Annotated in this window: 14 protein-coding genes, 3 tRNA genes and 1 pseudogene; 12 read left to right on the top strand and 6 right to left on the bottom strand. The window is 46.4% G+C overall.

Annotated elements, in window-relative coordinates; all coding sequences use genetic code 11:
• Positions 1-128 precede the first annotated feature (128 nt).
• The 5 genes from NFHSH190041_RS07650 (at position 129) to NFHSH190041_RS07670 (ending at position 3184) form a co-directional block, all read left to right on the top strand.
• Positions 129-293, top strand: a complete 165-nt coding sequence (locus tag NFHSH190041_RS07650) for a hypothetical protein (RefSeq protein ID WP_261924640.1) — start codon at positions 129-131, stop codon at positions 291-293.
• Between the two features lie 780 nt (positions 294-1073).
• Positions 1074-2507 carry a glyceraldehyde-3-phosphate dehydrogenase gene (locus NFHSH190041_RS07655; protein ID WP_261924641.1) on the top strand — a complete coding sequence of 478 codons (1434 nt, stop codon included), beginning with the start codon at positions 1074-1076 and terminating at the stop codon, positions 2505-2507.
• Positions 2508-2879: 372 nt separating this feature from the next.
• Positions 2880-2955: transfer RNA gene (locus tag NFHSH190041_RS07660), tRNA-Gly, on the top strand.
• 28 nt (positions 2956-2983) lie between these two features.
• Positions 2984-3057 (top strand) — tRNA-Cys (locus tag NFHSH190041_RS07665).
• A 40-nt stretch (positions 3058-3097) separates the two neighbouring features.
• Positions 3098-3184, top strand: a tRNA-Leu gene (locus NFHSH190041_RS07670).
• A gap of 267 nt (positions 3185-3451) precedes the next feature.
• On the opposite strand, the gene NFHSH190041_RS07675 is transcribed toward NFHSH190041_RS07670, so the two are convergent.
• Positions 3452-3733 carry an HU family DNA-binding protein gene (locus NFHSH190041_RS07675; protein WP_261924642.1) on the bottom strand — a complete coding sequence of 94 codons (282 nt, stop codon included), beginning with the start codon at positions 3731-3733 and terminating at the stop codon, positions 3452-3454.
• A 193-nt stretch (positions 3734-3926) separates the two neighbouring features.
• Here NFHSH190041_RS07675 and NFHSH190041_RS07680 point away from each other — a divergent pair, with 193 nt between their 5' ends.
• The 3 genes from NFHSH190041_RS07680 to rplY all read left to right on the top strand — a co-directional run bounded on the left by NFHSH190041_RS07680 (position 3927) and on the right by rplY (position 6778).
• Positions 3927-4517 carry a type II secretion system protein gene (locus NFHSH190041_RS07680; protein ID WP_261924643.1) on the top strand — a complete coding sequence of 197 codons (591 nt, stop codon included), beginning with the start codon at positions 3927-3929 and terminating at the stop codon, positions 4515-4517.
• A gap of 267 nt (positions 4518-4784) precedes the next feature.
• Positions 4785-6134: a L,D-transpeptidase family protein gene (locus NFHSH190041_RS07685; protein ID WP_261924644.1), complete on the top strand. Its 1350-nt coding sequence runs from the start codon at positions 4785-4787 to the stop codon at positions 6132-6134.
• 356 nt (positions 6135-6490) lie between these two features.
• Positions 6491-6778 carry a 50S ribosomal protein L25 gene (gene rplY / locus NFHSH190041_RS07690; protein ID WP_261924645.1) on the top strand — a complete coding sequence of 96 codons (288 nt, stop codon included), beginning with the start codon at positions 6491-6493 and terminating at the stop codon, positions 6776-6778.
• 447 nt (positions 6779-7225) lie between these two features.
• On the opposite strand, the gene NFHSH190041_RS07700 is transcribed toward rplY, so the two are convergent.
• A complete protein-coding gene (locus NFHSH190041_RS07700) occupies positions 7226-11056 on the bottom strand; it encodes a translocation/assembly module TamB domain-containing protein (RefSeq protein ID WP_261924647.1) in 3831 nt (1276 codons plus the stop codon).
• Positions 11056-12867 (bottom strand): autotransporter assembly complex protein TamA, encoded by a 1812-nt coding sequence (locus NFHSH190041_RS07705; RefSeq protein ID WP_261924648.1) that lies wholly within the window; start codon positions 12865-12867, stop codon positions 11056-11058. Before NFHSH190041_RS07705 ends, NFHSH190041_RS07700 begins: the two co-directional genes overlap by 1 nt.
• A gap of 175 nt (positions 12868-13042) precedes the next feature.
• Here NFHSH190041_RS07705 and NFHSH190041_RS07710 point away from each other — a divergent pair, with 175 nt between their 5' ends.
• The 3 genes from NFHSH190041_RS07710 (at position 13043) to NFHSH190041_RS07720 (ending at position 20310) form a co-directional block, all read left to right on the top strand.
• Positions 13043-14071 (top strand): isoaspartyl peptidase/L-asparaginase family protein, encoded by a 1029-nt coding sequence (locus NFHSH190041_RS07710; protein WP_261924649.1) that lies wholly within the window; start codon positions 13043-13045, stop codon positions 14069-14071.
• Between the two features lie 224 nt (positions 14072-14295).
• On the top strand, positions 14296-18168 hold the full coding sequence (hrpA, locus tag NFHSH190041_RS07715) for an ATP-dependent RNA helicase HrpA (RefSeq protein WP_261925078.1): 3873 nt from the start codon (positions 14296-14298) through the stop codon (positions 18166-18168).
• A gap of 192 nt (positions 18169-18360) precedes the next feature.
• Complete coding sequence (locus tag NFHSH190041_RS07720; protein WP_261924650.1) at positions 18361-20310, top strand: ATP-dependent DNA helicase RecQ; 1950 nt, start codon at positions 18361-18363, stop codon at positions 20308-20310.
• A 287-nt stretch (positions 20311-20597) separates the two neighbouring features.
• Here the strand turns inward: NFHSH190041_RS07720 and phaC are convergent, their stop codons facing one another.
• The 3 genes from phaC to NFHSH190041_RS07735 form a co-directional block, all read right to left on the bottom strand.
• Entirely contained in the window at positions 20598-22406 is a 1809-nt protein-coding gene (phaC, locus tag NFHSH190041_RS07725; RefSeq protein WP_261924651.1) for a class I poly(R)-hydroxyalkanoic acid synthase, read from the bottom strand.
• 56 nt (positions 22407-22462) lie between these two features.
• Positions 22463-22810 carry a phasin family protein gene (locus tag NFHSH190041_RS07730; protein WP_261924652.1) on the bottom strand — a complete coding sequence of 116 codons (348 nt, stop codon included), beginning with the start codon at positions 22808-22810 and terminating at the stop codon, positions 22463-22465.
• A 97-nt stretch (positions 22811-22907) separates the two neighbouring features.
• Positions 22908-23648, bottom strand: a complete 741-nt coding sequence (locus tag NFHSH190041_RS07735) for an SDR family oxidoreductase (RefSeq protein ID WP_261924653.1) — start codon at positions 23646-23648, stop codon at positions 22908-22910.
• 352 nt (positions 23649-24000) lie between these two features.
• Between NFHSH190041_RS07735 and NFHSH190041_RS07740 the strand changes: the two are divergent.
• A pseudogene (locus tag NFHSH190041_RS07740) lies at positions 24001-25359 on the top strand (DEAD/DEAH box helicase); the annotation flags it as partial.
• Positions 25360-25561 lie beyond the last annotated feature (202 nt).

Genomic DNA, 25561 nt, shown 5'->3' on the forward strand with positions numbered 1-25561 from the left:
CTGCAATTTTCCGCTTTCGCCAGCTAACGCTCTGTGTTTGGGGTGATGGTAACATGGCGTGAGTTATCGACGATTATGATACTGCTCCGAAATTTTTAACTCTGCTACAGATGTAGATACGCTTATCTTTGCTAAGTGTACCTTTCAGTCAGGCCGATAAATCTATAAAGGCTATTGCTAGCGCCTATAGTCGCCATATTATTGTCCGTATTGCCCGTATTGTCCGTATTGTCCGTATTGTCCGTATTGTCCGTATTGTCCGTATTGTCCGTAGTGATGGTAATGATTTCTAACAAGTGGATTGGTAGTGACATTAAAGGGGGCTTACAGCATTCAATGAGGCGATTTCATCAGCAGACTAGCCTTCTGTTATCCGTTATTAGACGTATATATTAGAGCCCTGAAATTTGATACACAAAAAGCTTGCAGTGTTGATATAAGCACCTCTATAAAAGGGATAACAAGCACCGATGTTATTAAGCGTTCTTTTTCTTTTCTTCCTTACTTTTTCCTTTATATACGATATCTAGCTCTTTTGAGCATGTGATTATGTTGCAAATAAAACGCTTTAAGACATCGCAAGTTGTATACCGATTACGGCGATGCTATCGCTGATATAGATAAAGGGTTTATCGATGATCGCGACTGGGTATATCAGTTTATGTCTGAGATGATGGCAGTATCGAGTAGCAGAATTGATTGACTCAAGCCTAAATGCAGAAAAAATGGCCGGTTAGTTGATTATTTTTTTACAGAAATTATTTTCATCTATGTGCTGTTATGCCGAAATGAGCACTGCTATAGATAAAATGGTGTAAACATTACAAAACCTTAAAGGTAATTCGTTAATTCAAGCTAATTTATATAATAAAATTACATAGTTAGTGAAAATATGTGACTGGCCTGCATTAATGGATTTATTTACAATACCGCCGGCATCAGGGCAGGGAAATTTACCTTGTCTGTGACACACTGAGCGGACATTTAGCCTAATACAATAACACGGCTCAGTGATTTTTATTCGATACACTTGCTGTCTGTACCCTGAGGTAAGTGAAATAAAGGATCTGTAAATGAGCGCTGATAAACACCTGCAAAGTTGGCAAGAACGTTTTGAAATGGCAGAAGCTATGCAACCTCTGCTCGGTAAACTGTACCGTAATCAGGGCGTTGAAGTGGTGGTTTATGGAAAACCTCTGTTAATTGCCTCAACCATTGAAATTATTAAAGCCCATCGTTTGGTGCGTCGTCACGTTGGCAATAAACTGCGCCTGCGTGAGAGTTTTCCTTTTATCGAGGCACTGAGTAAGCTGCCGATTAAACAGTGTAAAGTTGATATCGGAAAGTTAGCGGTCAATTATTGGCGCAATCATACAGACGCATCTGAAATTGAATCCTACATGGCTCGTGAATTAGCGCCAGCTATGAACCATGCTGACGACGTCCCCGCAAAAGATGTGGTGTTGTATGGTTTTGGCCGTATTGGCCGGCTGTTAGCCCGTTTATTGATAGAACGCACTGGTCGCAGCAATAAATTGCGTTTGCGGGCAATTGTATTGCGGGGTGGTAAAGCCGGAGATTTGGAAAAGCGGGCGAGTTTGTTGCGTCGCGATTCTGTGCATGGACCATTTAATGGCTCTGTTTCCATCGATGAAGAAAATAATGCCATTATCGCTAATGGAACTTATATCCAGGTGATTTATGCAAACTCGCCAGAAGAGGTTGATTATACCCAATACGGTATCAACGATGCCTTAGTGGTGGATAATACCGGAATTTGGAAAGATGAGGCAGGGTTAGGTAAGCATCTAGCCTGCCCAGGCGCCGCGAAGGTATTGTTAACCGCACCAGCTAAAGGGGACATTAAGAATATTGTGTATGGTGTCAACCAGCAGGATATTCTGGATGAAGATACGATTGTGTCAGCGGCGTCTTGTACCACCAATGCCATTACGCCTGTGCTAAAAGCAGTGAATGATAAGTACGGTATTGAAAATGGTCATGTGGAAACTATCCATTCTTATACCAATGATCAAAATTTGATTGATAATTACCATAAAGCGGATCGCCGCGGCCGCAGTGCACCATTAAATATGGTTATCACTGAAACCGGTGCAGCAAAAGCGGTCGCCAAAGCCTTACCTGTTTTGAAAGGAAAATTAACCGGTAATGCTATTCGGGTGCCAACACCGAATGTTTCTATGGCAATTATTAGCCTAAATTTGCAGGGCGAAACCAATAAAGAGGACATGAATGAGTTCCTGCGTGATGCGGCGCTGCATTCTGATTTGCAAAATCAAATTGACTTTACCGAGTCAACTGAAATTGTTTCCAGTGATTTAGTTGGTTCTCGTTTTGCTGGTGTTGTTGATTCCCAAGCGACGATTGCTGAAGGGAAGCGCACAATTCTCTATGTTTGGTATGACAATGAATTTGGTTACAGCTGCCAGGTCATCGGTGTGATGCAAAAAATGTTGGGGTTGGAGTATTTGACTCTGCCAGCTTGATAACCAGCTTAGGTTGCGCGTAAGTCATTTGAGGTTGAAGAGTCTGTCCGCGCAACCGACATAAACATTCCCGGTTTTCAGATCGGGGATGTTTATATTGTTTCTATCGCGCCAAATCTAATTATTAGATGTATTAGGTATGGCGTGATAATAGGCAATAAACTGTTTAAGCGCGTTTGATTATAAGAACAATGATAGTTTTTGCTGTTACTTTCAGCATCTTGCCGGTTAAATAGACAGTCAGGATAAAAATGGCAAATAATTCAATATTCCTGATTGACAGTGATCGTCAAATCAGTAGAATGCGTCTCGCAGTCAGGGGGAACGCTCCTTAAGCTTGAGTCACTAAGTGATTCAAGTGTGACAGCAAATGCGACATTAGCTCAGTTGGTAGAGCGATACCTTGCCAAGGTATAGGTCATCGGTTCGAACCCGATATGTCGCTCCAACCTCAAATAGAGGTTGAGTAACAAAGTGGCGCGATGGCAGAATGGCTATGCTGCGGATTGCAAATCCGTCGATCTCGGTTCGACTCCGGGTCGCGCCTCCACTTTCTAATCTGTGGCTTATATGGCGGCAGAGCATGAAATGCCCGAGTGGTGGAATCGGTAGACACAAGGGATTTAAAATCCCTCGCTGGTAACAGCGTGCCAGTTCAAGTCTGGCCTCGGGTACCATCTCCTTGCTAAGTGCATGAGAGAACAAAACAACCAGCCTCGTGCTGGTTTTTTTGTTTTTACTTTTATCTCGTTATAATTTCAATTATAGAGAATTGTTGCTTGCCTCGTCTTTTTATCCAGTGATTTATTGCGTTTCTAAATTCGACGAGTGTTATTTATTTCTTCACCTTGGCAAATCTTGTCGGTTTAACTTGTTTTGTCTTAAAGGGTAAATGCGGCAGCTAAAAAACTACCGCATATCGTTTTTGCTGCTTCTTAGCGTGATCACTTGGGTGCTTGTAATGCCTGTTTTAACGCTGGGGCGGGTTTAAAGCTGGGCTGATTAAAGCCGGGGATCTCTATTACTTCACCGCTACGGGGATGACGTCCTGTCTTGCTTAGGTGATACCTTAATTCAAAAGTGCCAAATTGTGGCAGATACACTTTTTCGCCCTCAGTTAGTGCCTTACGCAGCTGTAGCAGAATCATATCAAGCTGCTTTTTTACCTCAGTTTGGCTGCTGTTTAGCCTGTTCGACATATTTTCGATAAGCTGTTTTTTGTTCATATAACATCCTGAACAGATCAAAAGACTGTGTTATATCAGGATTATATTGATATGAAAATGCTGCGGAAACACACTGACTCTTATTTGATCAACTACTTAATTTTACCGCTGTGACGTTTTGTGCTTTATATCCCGCTAATAACACAAGGCATTAGTTATATTGCCAACATTTGTTACCTAGAGGCTGTAAGTTATGAAGCGTTTTAGGGGATTTACCCTGATCGAATTGGTCATTGTAATTGTTATTCTCGGCATTTTAGCTGCGGTGGCAATGCCAAAGTTTGTCTCATTAACTCATGATGCCCATAACAGCCGAGCAAAATCAGCATTTGCAGCCTTTACCAGTGGTGTGAATTTATATCATGCCTGTTGGTTGGCCAATGGTGCGCAGGGTTTTACTAAACAACTGGCTTGTTTTCCTCAGGCCGCTGTTTTTTCAACTGATACCGGTTTTCCTCTAGGGGCTGATGATAAAAGCAATCCTGATAGCAGCACTCAAAGTAAAAATGGCACTTGGTTAGAAGGGGATTTTTGTCGTTCTGTTTGGCAGGGGTTATTGGCTGATGATTATCATCTTCAGCCCCATGTTGATAGCCAAGCAGTGAAAAAGAATACTGATATTATCTATTGGTATACCGGAAATGACTTAACCGCGAACCCATATTGTTATTTTACTTATGTTTCTGAAAACCATGATAAAACAGCGAAAAACTTAAAGCTGCGCTATTATCCTTATACTGGTAAAACCGAAATGGTCAAAGAAACCACAGGGTCATCTCAATAGCGGTAATAGGTAGCTTGAACTATCAGTCGAATTGCCTCGCCAGCATTTTATTGACTGATGTTAGCCTATGAATTGATAACGTTTAGGATGGAAATATTGATATCTATCCTAAACGCATGAAACCTGAGTTGGATTGTATTTATCTTGCTAACCTACTAGTTTTGGTTGTAATAACAATATATTAGAGTCGCGCTTTGTTGTGTTGTTTTATGCGCTTGAACAGACACCGCTTTTCATTATGGGAATTTTGCTGCAGGGAGTTGCATTATGGTTCGGAGCGGTTTGTTAGCCTGCTGTGTTTTTTTCTTATTCAGTAGTAATAGTGTCTCTGCTGCAGCAGATGATGATCTGGCGCTTGTTTATTTTTCTCGGCATTTGCAATTGTTGGCTATCGCAAAACCGGAGAGTAAATTTGGGCGTTATGCGCAGTTATTGGCACAAAGTGACCGCCAGCAGGCTTTATCGCATCTGGATTATATGGTGTTAGATGTCGGCTTGTATTGGGCTAAGTTGGGTGTCAATATGCCGGATGTTCACTCAGGTCAGAGTCGTTTGAGTCGCGTGTTGTCATTGCGACCCTCTTCACGGGAATTCTATTGGCAAACAGCGCACATTGCTAAATTGCTCTCTTTAGCTGCTCGACCATGGCCAAAAATTGTGGCTCCGGAATTAACGCCTGGCCTTTCTTATTCAGTTATTCCGCAGTTGGCTGAGCGACTTTTTCAATTGGGCGATCTTGAAATTAGCCCATCTTTAACAATGACACATTATGATGACCATTTACGCGCTGCTGTGCTGCGTTTTCAGCGCCGGCATGGATTATTGGCAGATGGTATTGTGAATTCTGCAACTTGGCATTGGCTTAACGTACCACCGGCTGAGCGGGCACGGTTACTGGCGACTTACTACCTTCAGCGCAGCCAATATTTATCATCGCTGGGTTCCAGTTATATTTTGGTAAATATTCCGGCATTTTCCTTAGAATTAGTTGATCAAGGACGTCGACGTTTGCGCAGCCGGGTCATTGTGGGCCAACCGGAGCAGCCTACCCCGGTAATGCGCACAGAAATAACCAGCGCTGTGTTGCACCCAAGTTGGTTGGTTCCTCGCAGTTATGCAGAGCAGGTACTCTTGCCACATTTTCGTCGCGATGCTGCTTTTGCCCAAATGTTGGGGTTTTATGCCGAAGATAGCCGCGGGCAGGCGTTATCTGTTGCAACTCACCAATGGCAGCAGCGTCAGGGAAAATTTCCTTATCGTTTGGTACAGCGACCAGGAAAGCGTAATGCCTTGGGGAGTGCTAAATTTTTGTTCCCCAATAAACGAGATATCGCGCTGCATGGGACAACCCAGCGAGGGGATTTTTCTCGTAGTGATCGTGCCTTATCGGCAGGGTGTATTCGTATGGAACAAGAAGGCGAGTTGGCTGATTGGTTAACCACAACGCACTCGGCGGCGAAACGACCATTGTTGTCTGAGTTAGCGACAGGACAGACTCAATCCGTGTGGTTGAACTCATCTTTACCTCTGCACACTGTGTATTGGACCGCTTGGATGGATGGGCCAAATCTTGCGCAGTTTCGCAATGATATTTATCATCTGCAACCTTTGCCTTAGCTTATCGGTTTAAAGTCGGTTTGAAAGATAAACTGACTTTAAAGTTGTTGCTACTGTTGGATGATGAGTTTGGTCAATCATCGTTAATGAGTGGAGGGGGGGAGAGTAATTGATATCAGCAAGCTGTTTGGGGTCGGCTATTTGGGCATTTTGCTCTATTTCGCGACTATGAAATAATATGGCTTTGCGTTCGGTTACGACAGGCCGCACGATAGCTTAAATCCAGTAAGGCGATTTGTTGCTATTGCTGCTTGTGCCACCACATCCCCTATGTTAGTATTCGCGCGCTTTATTTGCGTCGGTATTGGTCGAAAATACTGACACGTTAATTTTTTTATATTTAAGTGAGAAACAACATGTCTTACACTATTGAAGCACAAACCCGCACTGACTTGGGGAAAGGTTCGAGCCGCCGCCTGCGTCGTGAAGGTAAAGTACCAGCTGTAATTTACGGTGCTGGTAAAGAAGCCGTTTCTATTGTTTTTGATCACAAAGCTATCATCAACATTCAGACCAACGAAGACTTCTACACTTCTGAACTGACCATCGTTGTAGATGGCAAAGAAGTTAAAGTACGCGCTCAGGCTATGCAACGTCACGTATTCAAGCCAGTTATCGAGCACGTTGACTTCGTATACGCTTAATACGATTTCTCGAAAAAAGCGCCTTTATGGCGCTTTTTTTGTATCTGCTCGTTGAGCTATCGGTGAGGAAGTCGCGACTTCCTAGGGGCTGTTGACCTTTCGAGTTTGTTTTTGCAGCGATTTGAGGGTTCTTTATACAAGGCAGAGGCTTTGATAGGTAGTTGCGCTACCTGATAAGCCGATAACGCAGTAGAAAGGAACCTCAAACGCTGCCCGAAGGGTTCGGCTAAAAGCGTTTTACTCTTTGTTGAGCGGTTCTTGCTTAGAATCACTAGGCGACAAACCACTCGCCGCGATTAAAATGCTTTTATCTCGAAAAAAATTTAATCACGAAACGTCAACAGCCCCTAGCAATTTAATGCCAAAGGCGCGTTACTCCTTGTACTTTACACCAATATCATATCGGCAGTGGACGCTATCAACCCATTTTTTGGGGCACTGCAAGTATCAAAGATCGAAGCTGTAGTAGATATCCAGAGATTGTTCCAAACTGCCGGAGACGGTTTCCAGATACAATCGACTCATCAAATAATACCGCACAGTGAGTTCATAACCCGGATTAAATACCCCAATACCGTATTTCACCATCAAACGTTTCCCCAGATACCCACTGATCGCTACCCGCCCATCATCGTTAGCATCCAACTGAATATTGGAAATGCCGACTTTTTCCATCAAATTGGTAGCGGTATCTCCTAGATTGCCAATGGCTCCTTTACCCAATTGAGCACTCAAGCTCAACGCCGCGCTCATCATCAGCGCATCATTTTGTTCTTTATTGTTAAAACCGCTACCTTTGATGATATAAGACAGAATTTCTGCCTGCTCCATTGCCGGGTTAGAAAACAGTGTCACAGAGGGCTTTCTTGGCGTACCCGTGATACGTATCCCGGCAGTGACTTCACCTGAGTCTTCTTTTACATGGCGGACGGCTTCAATGTTGAGGTTTGGCATTGCCGGAGGGCCAACAAATTGCAGCTCACCGGTATTGATATCTAATTTTTGTCCAAGGAAACGATAACTGCCGTTAAATACCTGAATTTCACCAAACAGCATAGGGGGACGCAGTGGTTGTTGCTGTAAGGTTAATGTTCCACCTAGGTTGGCGGTTAACCCCATGCCTTCGATGCTGACTTTATTCGCCACCTGTATATTTAAATCCATGCTAATAGGGTAGGGCTTTTGTTTAATTGCTGCGGCAGAAATGGAATCTTTGTAGACTAAATCTGATGATACTGGAACGCCGCCCGCTGCCATTTGTACAATCTTTATTTGCCCAGCCGGAATATTAATATTACCACTGATATTTGTCCCTTTAGGGGAAAAGCGGATATGTAAATCCGGTGAAACTTGCACAATCGCCAGTGGTGGAAAGATAACTCCCAGAGATTGTCCTTTTAATGACACATTTCCCCGTGGGTTGCCATCTTGCCAATTCAGATCCCCTTTGAGCTGACCTTCACCTGCTCCCATATGCCAGTTGCCGTGGATATGAGCTTGTTTGCCAGCAAAACCGAGCTCCAGATTGATTTTATCGGCCAGAGTCGGGTTAGCACTGGCGGAAAATGCCCCATCGTTAAGCTGAACTTTGCCACTGAGCAGTGGGTCGGATAGCGTGCCGCCCAAAGTCAGATGGCTGGCGATTTGGCCTTTTAGGGTTGCTAACTGGGGTAAGAAGGCCAACAGGCCATCAAGCTTGACTTTGTCAATATTGATTTGGCCCTTGAGTTGGCGATCTGGCGTAACATTGACTGCAACATGGGCATTAAGCTGCGCCAGCTCACCTGCATTGATATCGGCATCGATACTAAATTGTTGGGCATCTAATTGCGCGGTGATATGCGCGCCGCGATAGGGAATAAGGGCTGCGGGTTGCTCAGTGCGCGACACGGTAATATTGCCGGGTTCAAAATCCAGTATCATGCTGGCACTGGGCTTTTGCTGGGGAGCCCAATTTAAGGTTGATAACAGCTTGGCAGGGCCATTCCAGCGTACTCTTGGTGGCATAAATGGGGTTAGAATGTGGCCGGGGTTACCGGAGAAGCTAATTTGCGCATCCCCTTGTGGCGCTATGGCTACCGGGTTATCCAAACACAATTGATTTCCGTCATTTGTTAGGCAAAAAGCACTGAGCGAGCCTTGATTTTTACGTGCTGACCATTGTCCTATCACTGGCTTATCCAGTTTCCATCGCCCCAGTTTGGATTGGAGATCTAAGGTGTCTAACACTAAATCTAGCTGTTTTTTCTTTTCATCATATGTACTGTTAAGGTGAGTTCTGATACCAAGATCACCTTGGCTACGCAATATCAGCTGCTGTTTGTCTCTGTTACCGTTAGTGTGTAATTCCACCTGTGTTAAACGGTATTGTTGTAGCTGAAGTTTATTGCCATGCACAACCAGTTCAAATGCATTTTGCCCAAGTAGATCCATCCAGCCAATAATACGGGCTTTAGCCAGTTGTACCCCATTAATAACAAGGTGATCCGCTTTGGCTGTAAATCTGGCTTTGGGGTGATGTTGATCGCCGCTAATATCAATATCGGCTTCTAATTTACCTGCCGCATTTTTCAGCCAGGGCGACAATGTCGGCACCGATAATTTTCCTTGCAAGCGCCAGTTATCATTAACTTGGCCGCTGGCCTGAAATTCAGCGCCCAGTGCTTTGGCGATTAGGGAGTCGGTTTTGATATGCCAGCTGTTATCTAAGGTTAAATCGCCGCTTAAATCTAATGGATAACCCGCTAGTTGCCCATAGATGGCCATCTGGCTAAGACCCACTTGCCAGTTATGGGCATCATAATGCCCCATGGTGGTAAAGCTGGCGTCGATATGGCCTCTGGGTAAAGTGGTGTGATCTGGTAAGGTGACCATTTCCGGGCGCAGTTTTTGGCTTTGTACTTTGCCCTGCCAGTCCAGTGCCAATGGTTGCTGTTGGGTGGGGAAAATATAATCCAGCAGTCCGCTGATATGCAAAGAGCTGTCTTTTGCAAGTAAGGATAAATGGGTGATATCCAGTTTACCGCCAGAAGAGGAAATATGATTTTTCAGCTCTGTTGCCAGTTTAGTCGCAGGGAAATACGGGGTGGTAAATTCCCCCGAGGTGACTAATTGCTGGTGGGATAATGATCCAGACGAGATGATTTGCACCTCTTTACCCACATACTGAGGACGGGTTAGCGGCCAGCGCAATTTATTCGCCGAGGCGAATATTTGATATGGCATCTCCGGGTTAGCTAAATTGACATTGCCTTTCAGACTAAGCCGAGTGTCACCATTTCCCCGGACTGTCAGCGCTAGATGGCTAAAATCACCGGATGCTAGTAGCGCAAGGTTTTGCTTTTTTAATCCCTTAATCAAATTGTTAGCATTAAGGCGGGTGTTGGCATTGACATAGAGTGGGTAGTGACCGCTAAGATCAATTCGGCCTTTAATGTCAGCCCTTCCCAGAGGGTGCTTGACGTGGAGCTTGCCGATTTCAACCAAGGTACCTAAATATTGGCCAATAAGATCAAGCTGAGCGAAATGGTCTTCACGATGACCAAGACGCAACAGACTATCTGTTAAGGCTGCATGGTCAACGATCACGGGCACAGGGTTAAAAACTCTGGGCAGGTGGGCCATCGCCCATTTCTCTACTGAGGCCGTGTGTTTATCCTGCGGGCTTGTTGGTTGGTTATGGCCTGAGCCTGACAAGGGAATATCCACTAATAGCCCTTGGCTGGTCAGATTGTGCACTCGTATCCCTTCTCGGGGCCAGTCAGCGGCTAAGGTCAGTTGCTTTGCATTAAAATGCATATCATCGACCCTGACTTTGACTTGGTTGAGTTTGGCGTGTTCTAAGCTGATGGCAAAGGGGAGCGTGACAACCTCATCTTTGCGGGGCTGGGATGTTGGCTTTTTGGGGGTACCACTGGTAAATGCATTCGTATCCACAGCAACATTAACGCTGCTGGCTTGCAGTTGGGAGACGCATAGCTGGCCATTGAGCAGACAAGATGCCTGCCAGCCCAATTTAAAGTCAGTAACAGCAACATGCACCCCATCCATAAACCAGCTGGCATCACTGAGTTCAATATCCCGGTTGAGACTGCCAGATTTGTAATGCACGCTAACATTAGGCACAAAAGCATTGGCCAGCATCACTGTGATCCTGCTGCCAAAAGGGGTGCCAATTAGCAATGCGGCGGTGACCAGCAGTAATAGGGGGATATAAATGACCACCCGGATGGTATTTTTAAGGACAGCGCGCATCACAGACCAGGCTGATATCACCATCAGAGGACGCTCCCCATGGTTAGGTGAATACGCCACTGTCTATTTTGGGTATCGGTTTTGTTGAGGCCAAAACCAACATCCAATTTGATAGGGCCAACTGGCGAGAGCCAGTGCAATCCGGGACCCACAGCGATAACTGGTTTAAACTGGCCTTTATCATAGGCGTTACCAGCATCGACAAATGCGGCAATACGCCAAGTTGGGGTAATGTAATACTGATATTCGATGCTGCCAACAGCCAGATAGCGGCCACCAACGACTTCGCGTAGTACATCATCGCCTGTTTTTGTATCCAGATAAGGCCCCAGTTCTTGATAACTGTAACCACGGATACTGCTGTCACCACCGGCAAAATAACGTAGTGATGGTGGGATTTTAGCTAAGTCACTATCACTGGCAATATTGATCCCTAAATCAAGCCGAGTAACAAAGCGATGTTTTTTGAAAAAAGTGTCCACCCATAGATAACGAGCCTGTAGTTTGATTAATTGTGTTGCAGAGCCTAAATTCGGGTCGCCATATTCCACGCTGTAAGAGGTTCGGTACCCCGACATGGGATCCAAGGTATTATCGCCCCGGACTGTTTTCTGCAGCCCAACACCAAATAGCACAAATTGAGGGTCATATTCTGTGCCAGATTGTTTGTAACTTTCCTGCAATGCCTGGATGGAATAGCCTAATAACCAGTTACTGTGCAGTTTTTGCTGACGGATAATTTCAACCAGCCCTTTGGTCGACTCCAGTTGACCTGTATTAGTAAAGTCCCGCGCTTTGGCATCATAAATTTGTGTCACACCATATTTATCCCGTAATAACCCCAGTTTAATTTGCAATTTGTCATCCAGTGGATGCGACAAAGGGATGGTATAGGTTGTGAGAAATTTGGGTCGTTGGCGTGACCACTCGATACTGGTCTCTTGGCTGTGTCCCCAGCGGTTTAATCTTGGGGTTCGCCAAGTCAGACTGACTCTGGGCTGGAAATTATTGTCTGCGGTGTTGCCCAAGTCGACCCCAAAACCAAGATCTATGGTGTCATGGGGTTTTGGCGTCAGTTGTACCCGGACTGGCACCTTATCGTTGCGAATGGCTTCAATTTCCGGGATAACTTTAATATTGGCAAAATAGCCGGTCTCGATAAGTGCACTATTCAGGGCACTTAGCTTACCGGTGGAGTACGGCGCATCGGGTTGAAAAGGAATTAAACGTTGCAGAAACTCTGGTGCCAACTTGCTGCCATCGAAACTCACGCGACCTATATGGTAGCGCTGCCCAGAACTGAAATGCAGCGTGATGGTGGCAGAATTGATATCGCGATTAACCGTAATACGCGACGTAATATATTTGCCATCAAAATACCCCTGAGCAAGGGCCAAGCTCAATAACTGACTTTTGACTTCTTCATAAGTACCCTGATCCAGCACATCACCGGGGCGCATATTGACGCTTACAAGCCACTGGTTAAAGGCAGGATCATTGCGCATTTCACCATCCACGCGAATATCCACATAGCGAATATGCACGGCAGGTCCTGGGGTGACTTGAATATTCAGTAGCCAGGGCCCGTCACCATCCCGGGTGACCTTTTGCTCGTTTTTACCATGAAAATAGCCCAGTGACTGCAATGCTGCAGTGACATTATCACTGACATTAAACAGATAGGCTCGGCGCTGCACATCAGAATCAGGCAGGGGACCTAGGTGAGCAAAAACATTGTTCGTCAGTGCTTTATTCAGTCCATGTACTTCAACCCGTAACCAGTCATTTTTATCACTGCCATCAGCCCGTGCTGTAGCGGAAAATATCAGAAACATGAGTAACAGGCAGGACAGAATAACACGTGACTTTAACATTATGGGGGTAATGGCCCGGGTAGGATGTTACAGGTTTTGTATATTGTCGCTGTAATGCTGGTTAGAGGCAAGCAAGCATTGAATTTAGTCGCGCAAATGGCTACAAAGAAACCTCTTATGAAAGAGGAACATAATAATGAAAAAAACCATCTTATCTGTACTTACCCTGCTGGCACTGTCTCAAGCAAGCTTTGCGGCCGATGAAAAGCCCTTTGCCATAGCCATTCATGGTGGCGCCGGTACGATTTCTAAGGCCAATTTAACCGAATCACAAATTCAACAATATAAAGATAAATTGACTGAGGCGGTGAATGCGGGCCATCGTATTTTGGCCAAAGGTGGTGACAGTACCCGGGCGGTACAGGCAGCGATTAATGTTCTAGAAGACAGCCCATTGTTTAATGCTGGTAAAGGGGCGGTTTATACCTATGATGGTGGACATGAGTTAGATGCCTCTTTTATGGACGGACGCACCATGAATGCTGGCGCTGTAGCTGGCGTGCGTCATATTAAAAATCCCATTGATTTAGCCATTGATGTTATGAAACATTCCCCCCATGTCATGCTGTCTGGCAGTGGGGCTGAGGAGTTTGCCTTGTCTCGTGGCTATCAACTGGTAGCACAAGAGTATTTTGATACCGATCACCGTTACCGCCAGTTAGTTAAGGCCAAACAGAAACTGATGGATGCCCAAGTTGCGACCAAGGACTATCAGGCAAGCATTTATCGACTGGATTTGGAATATAAATTTGGCACTGTGGGCGCTGTAGCGCTGGATAAACAGGGCAATTTGGCCGCCGGGACGTCAACGGGGGGGATGACAGTAAAACGGTTTGGCCGTATTGGTGACTCACCTGTGATTGGTGCTGGCACCTATGCGGAAAATGGTGTGTGCGCAGTATCTGCTACTGGGCATGGTGAATATTTTATTCGTTACCATGTGGCTGGGGATATCTGTGCCCGGGTGAAATACCAACAAAAATCTATTATTCAGGCGGCAGATGAGGTGATCAATCAACGTTTAATTACTGCTGGAGGTACCGGGGGGGTGATCGCTATTGATCAACGCGGCAATATCGCTACCCCATTTAATACCGAAGGCATGTATCGTGCTAGCCGCAGCAATAATGATGTCGCTACTGTGATGATTTGGCGGGAACAATAATTTCTTGTGTTTATGCACGGGGTTTAAATCGCCGTTATAAGGCTTATCTGGCAGCAGTAAAGGACGCCATCTGCCAGATGGCGTCTGATTGCGATAAGTCTTGCTGTGGTGAATTTTTCACCTGTAAGGCTACAAAAGTGTCACAGGTGTGAATCTGTCATACCAATTAAAGGGTTAAGTTGCTAGGATCGGCTCTCTTTGTTCCCGGTATTGGTATTTGGATTTTGAAATCGGACAATCATCCCCTGTCACCTGCCTTTCTCTCCCAGTGTTTTCAGCAGGATGCGGCTTATATCCGCCGCCGTCTGTACAGGTTAAATAAAGACGCGGATTCCCCGGAAAAAACAGCTGCACTGGAGGCGTTGGTTTCGCGGGCTGAGCAAGCCCGGGAAAAGGTGCATGAGCGATTAGCCAATCGGCCGGAAATCCAGTACCCGGACAACTTGCCGGTATCGCAAAAACGCGATGATATTGCCAGTGCCATTATCAATCACCAGGTGGTGATTGTGGCCGGTGAAACAGGCTCAGGTAAAACCACCCAGTTGCCCAAAATCTGCCTTGATCTGGGTCTTGGCTCCCGTGGTTTGATTGGCCATACCCAGCCCCGTCGATTGGCTGCCAGAAGTGTGGCAACCCGGGTGGCAGAAGAGTTGGCAACGCCACTGGGTGAGGCGGTGGGCTTTAAAGTTCGTTTCGCCGATGCTATCAAGCCTGAATCATATATCAAGCTGATGACTGACGGTATTTTGCTGGCAGAGCTGACATCAGACAAATGGCTGGATCAGTACGACACCATCATTATTGATGAAGCCCACGAGCGTAGCCTTAATATTGATTTTATTCTTGGTTATCTCAAAAAGATGCTGCCGAAACGGCCGGATCTAAAGGTGATCATCACTTCGGCAACCATTGATGTAGAGCGTTTTTCCAAACATTTCAATGATGCGCCTGTGATTGAAGTTTCGGGCCGTACCTACCCGGTGGAAACCCGTTATCGGCCACTTTTGCAGGAAAATGATGCCGATTTAGATTTGATGGACGGCATTTTTGCCGCCGTCGATGAGCTGGTGGCTGAAGGGCCTGGCGATATTCTGATTTTTATGAACGGTGAACGGGAAATCCGTGATACTGCTGAGCAGTTGAATCGGCGTAATTATCGCGATACGGAAGTGCTGCCCCTGTATGCCCGCTTGTCCTACGGTGAGCAGTCTAAAGTGTTTAGCAGCCATACGGGTCGACGTATCGTGTTGGCGACTAACGTGGCAGAAACCTCATTGACCGTGCCCGGGATCCGTTATGTGATTGATCCGGGAACCGCGCGGATCAGTCGCTACAGTTATCGCACCAAGGTGCAGCGTTTGCCTATTGAGCCTGTCTCTCAGGCCAGTGCGAACCAACGCCAGGGGCGTTGTGGCCGGGTCGGGCCTGGTATTTGTATTCGTTTATATGATGAACAAGATTTTTTAAACCGCCCGGAATTTACCGATCCTGAGATCCTGCGTACTAACCTCGCATCGGTTATTTTGCAGATGTTGGCTATCGGTCTTGGTGATATTGCCGCATTTCCATTTATTCAGCCGCCAGATTCGCGCCATATTAAAGATGGCTTCTTACTGCTGGAAGAGTTACAAGCAGTACAGTTACGTCAGGGGCGGTTACAGCTGAGCCAGTTGGGACGGCAATTGTCCCAGATCCCATTAGATCCCCGCTTGGCTCGTATGGTGGTGGAAGCTGCTAAAGAAGGCTGTTTGCAGGAAGCCTTGGTGATCACTGCCGGTTTGTCGATTCAGGATCCCCGTGAGCGACCACTGGATAAAAAGCAGGCATCTGACGAGGCGCATCGCCGATTTGCTGATAAGGATTCAGATTTTGTCAGCTGGGTGAAACTGTGGGATCACTTGAAAAGCCAGCGCCATGCCCTATCTGCCAGTCAGTTCCGCCGTACGTGTAAACAGGAATATCTGGCCTATCTGCGGGTACGGGAATGGCAGGATCTCTATACCCAATTGCGTCAGGCAGTGCATGATCTGAAATGGAAGCTCAATGATACGCCAGCAGACTATGACAATCTGCACCGGGCATTGCTATCGGGTTTGCTTAGCCATATTGGCTTTAAGCAGGAAAATAATGAGTATCTGGGGGCGCGAAACCGAAAGTTTTTTGTCTTCCCCGGCTCGCCACTGGCGAAAAAAGGGCCGAAATGGATTATGGCGGCAGAGCTGACGGAAACCTCGCGTCTGTTTGCCCGCTGCTGCGCCAAAATCAATCCCGAGTGGCTGGAAACCTTGGCGGCACATTTGGTGAAAAAACAGCATGTGGAGCCACACTTTGAGGCGAAACAAGGCAGTGTGGTGGCATTTGAAAATCAAGTGCTCTACGGCCTGACCATTGTAAACCGTCGCCGAGTGCAGTTTGGTCCGATTGATCCGGTTGAGGCGCGAGCCATCTTTATTCGCAGTGCGCTGGCTGAAGGACAATTGAAAACCAATGAAGCCTTTTTCCGTCACAACCGTGCACTGGTGGAAGATGTCGAGGCATTGGAGCATAAATCCCGCCGCCGGGATATCCTGGTGGATGAAGAGGTATTGGTTGAGTTTTATGATCAGCGTCTGCCCCAAGGCATTTATAATGCGCCTAAGTTGATGCGCTGGTGGAAACAGGAAAAGCGTACCCAGCCTGAGTTGCTCAATTTCGATCCTGAACTCTTGATGAAACGCAGTGGCGATCATGTCTCAGCACTGGATTTCCCTGATACTTGGCATACCGGCAATCTGACCTTGCAGCTCAGTTACCATTTTGAACCGTCAGCAGAGGATGACGGGGTCTCTGTACATGTGCCGGTAGCACTGCTGAATCAGATTGATGATGATGGCTTTGACTGGCAGGTTCCGGGGTTACGGGAAGAAAAGTGTATTGCGCTGATAAAATCGCTGCCGAAAAATTTGCGGCGCAATTTTGTCCCTGCGCCAGATTATGCCCGGGCCAGTGTGCAGGCAATGACGCCATTTAATACCAGTTTGACTGAAGCGCTGTGTAAGCAGTTATTGCGCATGACGGGTACCCGTATCAGTCCGGAGGATTTCGATACAGCCCAGCTAGATAAACATCTGCTGATTAACTTTAAGGTCGAGGATGATCAGGGCAAATTAGTCGAGCAGGGGCGGGATATCAATGCGCTGCGGGATAAGCTGCAAGGTGTGGTCGCCAAGGCCATTCGCAATGTGGCACAAAAAGGCATTGAACAGCAGGAAATCACCCAGTGGAGTTTCGGTCAGCTGCCTAAGCAGTATCAGCAGCGCCGTGGCAGCTATGAAGTGAAAGCCTTCCCTGCGCTGGTGGACAACCAGTCTTCAGTGGAAATTAAATTATTTGATGATGAGTTTGAGGCAGAAAAAGTACACCGTCAGGGGCTGCGTCGTCTCTTGCTACTCAATATGCCATCTCCGGTGAAGCACCTGCAGCAGGCGCTGCCCAATAAAGCCAAACTGTCGATGTACTTTAACCCCTTTGGGCAGGTGCAGTGGTTGATTGATGATATTATTGATGCCGCCGTGCAGCAGTTACTGGATGAAAAACAGCTGGATATCCGCAGCAGCGATGAATTTGATGCCGGTAAAGATTATGTCCGTGCCAGCTTAAATGAAACCGCCGAGGGGATTGCCCTGAAAGTGGAGCAGGTGCTGACGCTGTACAACCGCATTAAAAAGCGGCTGAAAGGTAAAATCAGTTTGGATATCGCCTTTGCCATGAGTGATATTCAATCTCAGCTCGATGCGTTGGTGTTTAAAGGTTTTGTTGCGGCCACTGGCTGGCAACGGATGGCAGATTTAGTGCGTTATCTGAAAGCCATTGAGAACCGGTTGGAAAAATTACCAGTAGACCCGACCCGTGATCGCTTGCATATGCAAACGATTCATCGAGTACAGGATGAGCTGAAAGCCCAATTGGCCAAGGTACCTCGGTTGCAGCCGGTACCAGATAATTTACAAGAAGCCCGTTGGTTGATAGAGGAACTCAGAGTGTCTTTCTTTGCTCAGATGTTAGGCACCAGTGTTCCGGTATCAGAAAAGCGGGTGATGCAGGCCATCGCTCAGTAATTCTGATATTTGATCAATCAGTGCAGGCTAAAACCGGTGGCAACAAGCAATGTTGCCACCGGTTTGTTTTATTAGGGGCAGCAGACTGTTTATGGTTGAATTTTGTTCGATATAACAGCGTTTTAATCGCAGGGAGAGGTGTGCCGCCTAGTCATACTAAGCAAAATCTCTCGTAAGAAAAGGTGACAAATTATGTATGCAGACAATGTGGCGCAAACCTTGGCAGGCGTCTTTGGTTTTGCCCAATTACGGCCGGGACAGCAGCAGGTGGTGGATACGGTATTAGCTGGCCGCTCTGCCGCCGCGATTTTTCCGACAGGTTCGGGTAAATCTCTGTGTTATCAGCTGCCAGCTCTGCATTTACCCCATCTGACGTTAGTGATTTCGCCACTGATTGCACTTATGCAGGATCAATTAGCATTTTTACGCAGTAAAGGCATTGCCGCAGCGGCACTGGACTCTAGTTTGGAGCAGCACGAGCGGCAGCAGGTGATGCAACAGCTGCGCAATAATGAGTTAAAGATTCTGATGATTTCTGTCGAAAGGCTAAAAAATGAGCGATTTCGGCAGTTTCTCAGCGGGATCCCTATCAGCTTGTTGGTGATTGATGAGGCCCACTGTATTTCTGAATGGGGGCATAATTTCCGCCCAGACTATCTTAAGTTGCCGCACTATTGTCAGCAGTTCAATATTCCTCAAGTGTTGCTGCTGACTGCGACCGCTACAGCAAAAGTCATTGCCGATATGCAGCAAAAATTTACGATTGCTCCGGATGACGTGGTGGTGACCGGATTTTACCGGTCGAATTTGACGTTAGCGGTGCAGCCTTGTGCTGAAGCTGATAAACACGAGCAATTATTGGCACAACTAACGACTTTGCCGCAACCTGCCATCGTTTATGTGACGTTGCAGCATACCGCTGACACAGTTGCAGACTTTTTGTGCCGTCAGGGGATGAATGCCAAGGCGTATCATGCCGGTATGGACAGTGAACTGCGCCGGACGATACAGCAGGGATTTATGGCCGGCGAATATGACTGTATTGTGGCCACCATTGCATTTGGCATGGGGGTTGATAAGGCCGATATTCGCACAGTGATCCATTACGATTTGCCTAAATCCATTGAGAATTACAGTCAGGAAATTGGTCGCGCTGGTCGTGATGGTAACACTGCTTATTGCACCGTATTAGCTAACCGTGAAACCTTGCCGGTGTTGGAAAACTTTATTTATGGTGATACGCCGGAGCCGGAGGCCATTGCAGCCGTCATTGCCCAAATCGCCACTCACAATGAACAAGGGCTGTGGGAGGTGATGATTAATCGCTTATCTCAGCAGTGTAATATTCGCCAATTGCCCCTGAAAACCCTGTTGGTGTATCTAGAGTTGCAGGGCATTATTTCGCCACAATACAGTTATTTTGCTGATTACCGCTTTAAATGTTTGCGCCCAGAGGCGCAGATCATCGCCGCATTTCAAGGCGAGCGCCAACAGTTTGTGTCGGCGCTATTTAGTGCATCAGCAAAATCACGGATTTGGCATACGGTAGATTTCACTACCCTGTGGCAAGCTTATGGTGCGGAACGTAAACGGGCGGTGGCTGCATTGGATTATTTTGCTGAGCAGGGCTGGATTGAATTAGAAAGCAAACAGATGACCGAGGTTTTTCAGGTGACGGCGCCACAGCAGCTTAACGGGGCGGCAGGGCAGCAATTGACGGCTGAGTTGGCCGGGCTGTTTGCTGCCAAAGAGCAAGGGGATATTGCACGAATACACCAGATGTTGTCGTTATTTGAAAGCCGGCAGTGTTTAAGCCATGGATTAGCGGCTTATTTTTCGGATCATCAAGCCCCTCATATCTGTGGGCATTGCTCTGTTTGTCAGGGACATGGTGCGATTCTTCCTGCGCCGACTGATAGCCCGCTGCCACCATTAAATACCTTGCAGACTTGGTGTCAGCCGTTGCAGGCAGCAGGGCAGGCACAAGGGCTGGCCATCTCAGCCGGTACTTTAGCGCGTTTTCTATGCGGTATTTCCTCGCCACTGAGTGGTCGGCTAAAGGCCGGTAAAATGCCAGGATTTGGGCAGTTGAGCCGCTATCCCTTTGCCCGGGTACTTGAAGCGGTGAATGCTTGCCTTTGAATGGCTGCGTGCAAACAGTACTTAATACAGCACTTGATACAGTATTGAAAAACACGCTGCCGAGCGAATGGGCTCGGCAGTGTGGTTAAGGGCTAAGGCTTTGAATATGCACTATTAGAGATTGCTGGGAATCAATAGTGCAACGAGTAAAGAGTGCCGTAACTTAAGAGCACAGTGACTTAAGAGTGCACGGAATTTTATCTTCAGTACAGCTGACGGGCTAAATGCCCACCTTGATTGAGCTTGTTGATTGACATTAAGCCTTAATACGTCAGTGTGATAGTCGTTTATAAGCTAGCTTTTGCCTCGTTAATCGGCAGGGTTTGCATCACATATTGCCCCGGCGCGGGCCGCTGATTGGGGTATTGCCCGTGATTATCTGCGGGTGGCTTGATGCGTTTTTTCGGGCTATGACCACATAGCCATTGGTGCCAGCTTGGCCACCAGGAGCCACTTTGATGATGGGCTTGACTGAGCCATTGTTCAGCTTGCAACTCACTGTCGTTACTGTCATCCCCAGCGGTGAGCGCTGAGCCTTGCCAGAAACCGTATTTCTGTTGTGCTGGGGGGTTGATAATACCGGCAATATGACCTGATTCTCCCAGAATAAAGGTTTTCTCACCGCCTAATTGCATGGCGCCGCGCAAGGTACCCTGCCAAAGAGCAATATGATCATCCCGCGTTGAGACAAAGCAGCTAGGCTGACTGATTTTGGCCAGATCCAGATAGACGCCACCAATTTTGATGCCGCGCTTATTAACCAGTTGATTGTCAAGATAGAGCTGGCGTAGTAAGAAATTATGTACCTGCGCGGCCACATTGGTGCTGTCACTGTTCCAGAACAATAGGTCAAAATCCACCGGACTTTCACCCTTTAAATAATGCTTGATGTAATAGTGCCAATAAAGGCTGTTTTCTCGCAATAAACTGAACGTGGCACTGAGACTGCGACCATCAAAATATCCCCGCTCATTGTTTTGTACCGTCAAGGCTTGGATCAGCGTGTCATTAATATATGCGCTAAGTTCACCGGGTTGGGAAAAGTCCAACAAGGTAGTAAAAAAGCTGGCAGATTTAATCCTCGGCTTCATCCGTTTAGCGGCGAGATAGGCCTGTGTCATGGCCAGTAACGTACCGCCAATACAGTAACCGGCTGCATTACATTGTGATTGGCCACTGATGCTGAGCACGGCATCAATGGCGCGATTTACCCCCTCAAGAACATAGTCATCAATACACAAATGCTGTTGGGCTTTGCCCGGGTTACGCCAGGAGATCAAAAATACACTGTGTCCCTGCTTAACTAGCCAGTCCACCATGGAATTTTTGGCACTTAAATCGAGGATGTAATATTTATTGATAAATGGCGGCACAAACAACAACGGGGTCTGCAAAACGGTCTCTGTTTGCGGGCTGTAACGGATAAGCTCAAATAATTCATTGGTAAACACCACTTGTCCTGGTGTTGCCGCCACGTCTTTACCCGGCGTAAATGCCTGTTTACCTGTCATGGCAATATTTAGAATATCATTGCTGGCATCAATATCTTGCTGCAACTGTGCCATCCCTTTAAATAGATTTTGCCCTTGCTGTGCCAAGGTTAATTGCAGTAATTCAGGATTGCTCATGATGTAATTGCTGGGTGACATAGCATTGAGCATTTGGCGAGTAAAAAATAACAAGCGTTCCTTACTCTTGGGTTCTAGATCTTTTAAGCTATCAATTGTTTTAATGAGGCTGGCGGCATAAAGCAAATAGGATTGTTTGATAAAATTAAACCAAGGTTGTTGCCATTGCTGTGCCTGAAAGCGTTTATCATCTTTAGCTGGCTGGACAATGTCGTGATCAGTATTGCCTGCCATTAACTGTTGCCAAATTTGTAACTGTGTTTCCCACCATTGTTGTTGTATCTGCATGGTGCTTTCAGGCTGCGCTGATGCTGCAGAAAAAAGATTCATATTATCGGCAAGATTAAGCTGTTGCATCGCATAGTTCACCCCATTACTCTGAGGTGTTTCTGTCTGATAATTCTGCCACCATGTTTGTTGGGCTTGCTGCATATCTTTGAGATAGTCAACAAAGAAAGGGGGAAACATAATCACATCCTTGTTAAGATAAATGCCCCTAGTACAGCACTAGGGGCGGAACAACATTATGCTTTAGTTGCTGTTTTAATATTGTCTGATGTTAATTTGTCGATATCTTCTTTAAAAGATTTAGCAATAGTTTGCATTTGATTACTATCATCAATTAACTGTTGAGATAGCTTATTGAGATTGGCAAGTTGTTGACCATTAAACGCTACCATAGAATTAATATCTTTAATTTCACTAGCCGCTTTAAACTGTGATAACCCCAGTTCGCCATATGATTTCATTGCATTGAGTTGCAATTGAGTCATTTGCTCTACGTGTTTAGCTAATAAACAATTGAATTTATTCAGTGGTGCTAAGGTTTTTTCTGTTTGTTCAGAAAAGAGTTTGAACATTTCTGTATACATAGTATTTCCTCTTATTATCGCCATTACATCTCTTCTGGCTAAGCTAATGGCTTAACGTATTTTGAGTTCAGAAGAGAAGATCCATTAAAAGCCGTTATTAGTGCATATAAAGGCCACCATTAAGCGAGAGGGTTTCTCCAGTTATATATGCTCCCCCTTCACCAGCCAGATAACTGACTGCTGTGGCGATTTCTTCTGGTGTTGCGAGACGCTTTAAGGGAATACTCTCAACGATATTGTCTAACACCTCTTGACGAATTGCTTGCACCATGGGGGTTGCTGTATAACCTGGGGCGACGACATTTACCGTTACACCACTTCGAGCGCCTTCCAATGCCAGCGCTTTACTGAAACCAATCATTCCCGCTTTAGCTGCACTGTAATTAGTTTGACCAAATTGGCCTTTTAGCCCATTGACAGAGGAAATATTGATGATTCGGCCACCTCCTTTTTCACACATAGCGGCGAACAGAGGCTGGGTAACATTGAAGAGGCTGTTGAGATTGGTATTGATGACCTGGTGCCATTGTTCGGCTGACATTTTTTTAAATGCACAATCCCGAGTTATACCTGCATTATTGATTAAAATATCAATCACCCCGTATTGCTCTGTAATAGCAAATAATTGCTCCCGGCAATGTTGACTGTCGGTGATATCCATTTCAAATAAAATAACCTGGGTAGAAGTGAAACCTGCTTCATCAAACCAAGCTTGTGCTGTTTCACGCTGTCCTTTACTGTAAGTTGCGATGATTTTGATACCATCCTTTACAAGTTGTTTGGTTATAGCGGAACCGATTCCACCTTTGGCACCGGTAATGAGGGCAAGTTTTTGCATAGATAGACCTGTTGTTAGAACAATATTGATTAAAAAACCGAAAGATTCGGCAATTGTCTTAGATACAATTCCCTGTGCATAACAACAGCACAGCCACTATGTCATTACTGATATGCATTTTTAATGACAGCTAATGATTTCAAACTATTAGGAGTAAAAGAAGCAGTCATTAGCATGATTTTTATCCTCATATTAACATCGTCCATTTAAAGGATATCGGTGTGATTTAACGCCATTGAGATGTGAAAAGTTGATTTTCTCGGGGTTCTATTATTGATATAGGTATTCCGTGGTAGAATGCCGCCCCATTTTTAGTGGCACCGTTTTCTGGGTGCATTTGTGCGGAATTACTATGTTATTTGCCAAGCTTGGATTATCCCCGGCCCTGGTATCAGCCGTTGCTGAGCTGGGTTATCAATCACCAACACCGATCCAGCAGCGAGCGATTCCAGCCGTTATGCAGGGAAGGGATTTATTGGCCGCTGCCCAAACGGGTACCGGAAAAACGGCCGCATTCGGTTTGCCGTTACTGCAGGTTTTGGCTGGCGGCCAGACCCAACGCAAAAAGCGGGTTCGGGCGTTGGTGTTGGCGCCTACCCGGGAGCTAGTGGCGCAAGTGGCGAGTAATCTGCAGCAGTTTGCTGTAGGGTTGCCACTGAAAATTATGGCAATGTATGGTGGTACAGGGATCGCGGCGCAAAAACAGCAGTTAATCGATGGGGTTGATGTCTTGGTGGCAACGCCAGGTCGGTTGCTGGATATGTATTCTCAGCGGGCGGTGTATTTTGAAGAAGTGACCATGTTGGTGCTGGATGAAGCCGATCGTATGTTGGATATGGGCTTTATTGATGATATCAACCGTATTCTCGAGCGGTTACCATCTGAGCGTCAGAATCTCCTTTTTTCTGCAACCTTATCTCCTCGTGTGCGTGCATTGGCGAAAACGGCGATTGCTAATCCGGTGGAAATAGCGATGGCGATGCCAAGTAAAACCGAGATTGAGCAATGGCTCGTCACAGTAGATAAAGATAAGAAATCTGCCCTGTTAGCCCACCTGATCCAGACTCGGGGCTGGCAGCAGAGCTTAATTTTTATTGAAACCAAACATGGCGCCGCCAAATTGGTAGAGCAATTAGCCAAGCGTGGCATTGTTGCTGAGAGCTTTCACAGTGGTCGCAGTCAGGCGGTGCGGGAACAGTTACTGGCAGATTTTAAATCCGGCGCCATTCAATATTTGGTGGCGACAGGGGTTGCCGCCCGAGGGATCGATATTGATAATCTGCCCAGAGTGGTGAATTACGATTTACCATTCCCTCCAGATGAGTATATCCACCGTATTGGCCGAACAGGCCGGGCCGGTCAACAGGGGGAGGCGGTGTCATTATTGTCCAAGGATGATTTTAAAAATCTGTGCATGATTGAATCGCGTCTAGGGCATTTGCTTACTCGTGTTGAGGTAGAGGGGTTTGCGCCGCGTAAGCCTGTGCCGGTATCGATATTAAACTATGTGCCTAAATCACGTCGTCAAGATGCCCAGGGGACAGATACGCCGTCTCGACCACAGCCTAAACCCCAACCCCGATTGGGTAGCGGATCAGTATCTTCTCGAAATAATCATGGTCATACCGGTAATTCAGGTGCTCGCGACCAAGCCCCTAAGTCGCAGAGGTCGCAGGGGGGAGCTGCTGATGCATCACCTTGGCAATCTGCGACTGACAGCACAGACAGTGCAGATCTTGCTAAGACGAAATATCAAAACCGCCAGATTGAGGCAAAAGCGGGAAGCCGGCAGCGTACGGATAAGCAAAATCAACGTCGGTCTAATGAACCGCGAGATAGCCGGGGAAAGGCTCTCGGTTTTACGGGGTCAAGCGATACCAAGATAGATAATCGCGCGGGCCAGAGCCGCACAA

This window comes from Shewanella sp. NFH-SH190041, from assembly GCF_024363255.1.
In the GTDB taxonomy this organism is placed as follows: domain Bacteria; phylum Pseudomonadota; class Gammaproteobacteria; order Enterobacterales; family Shewanellaceae; genus Shewanella.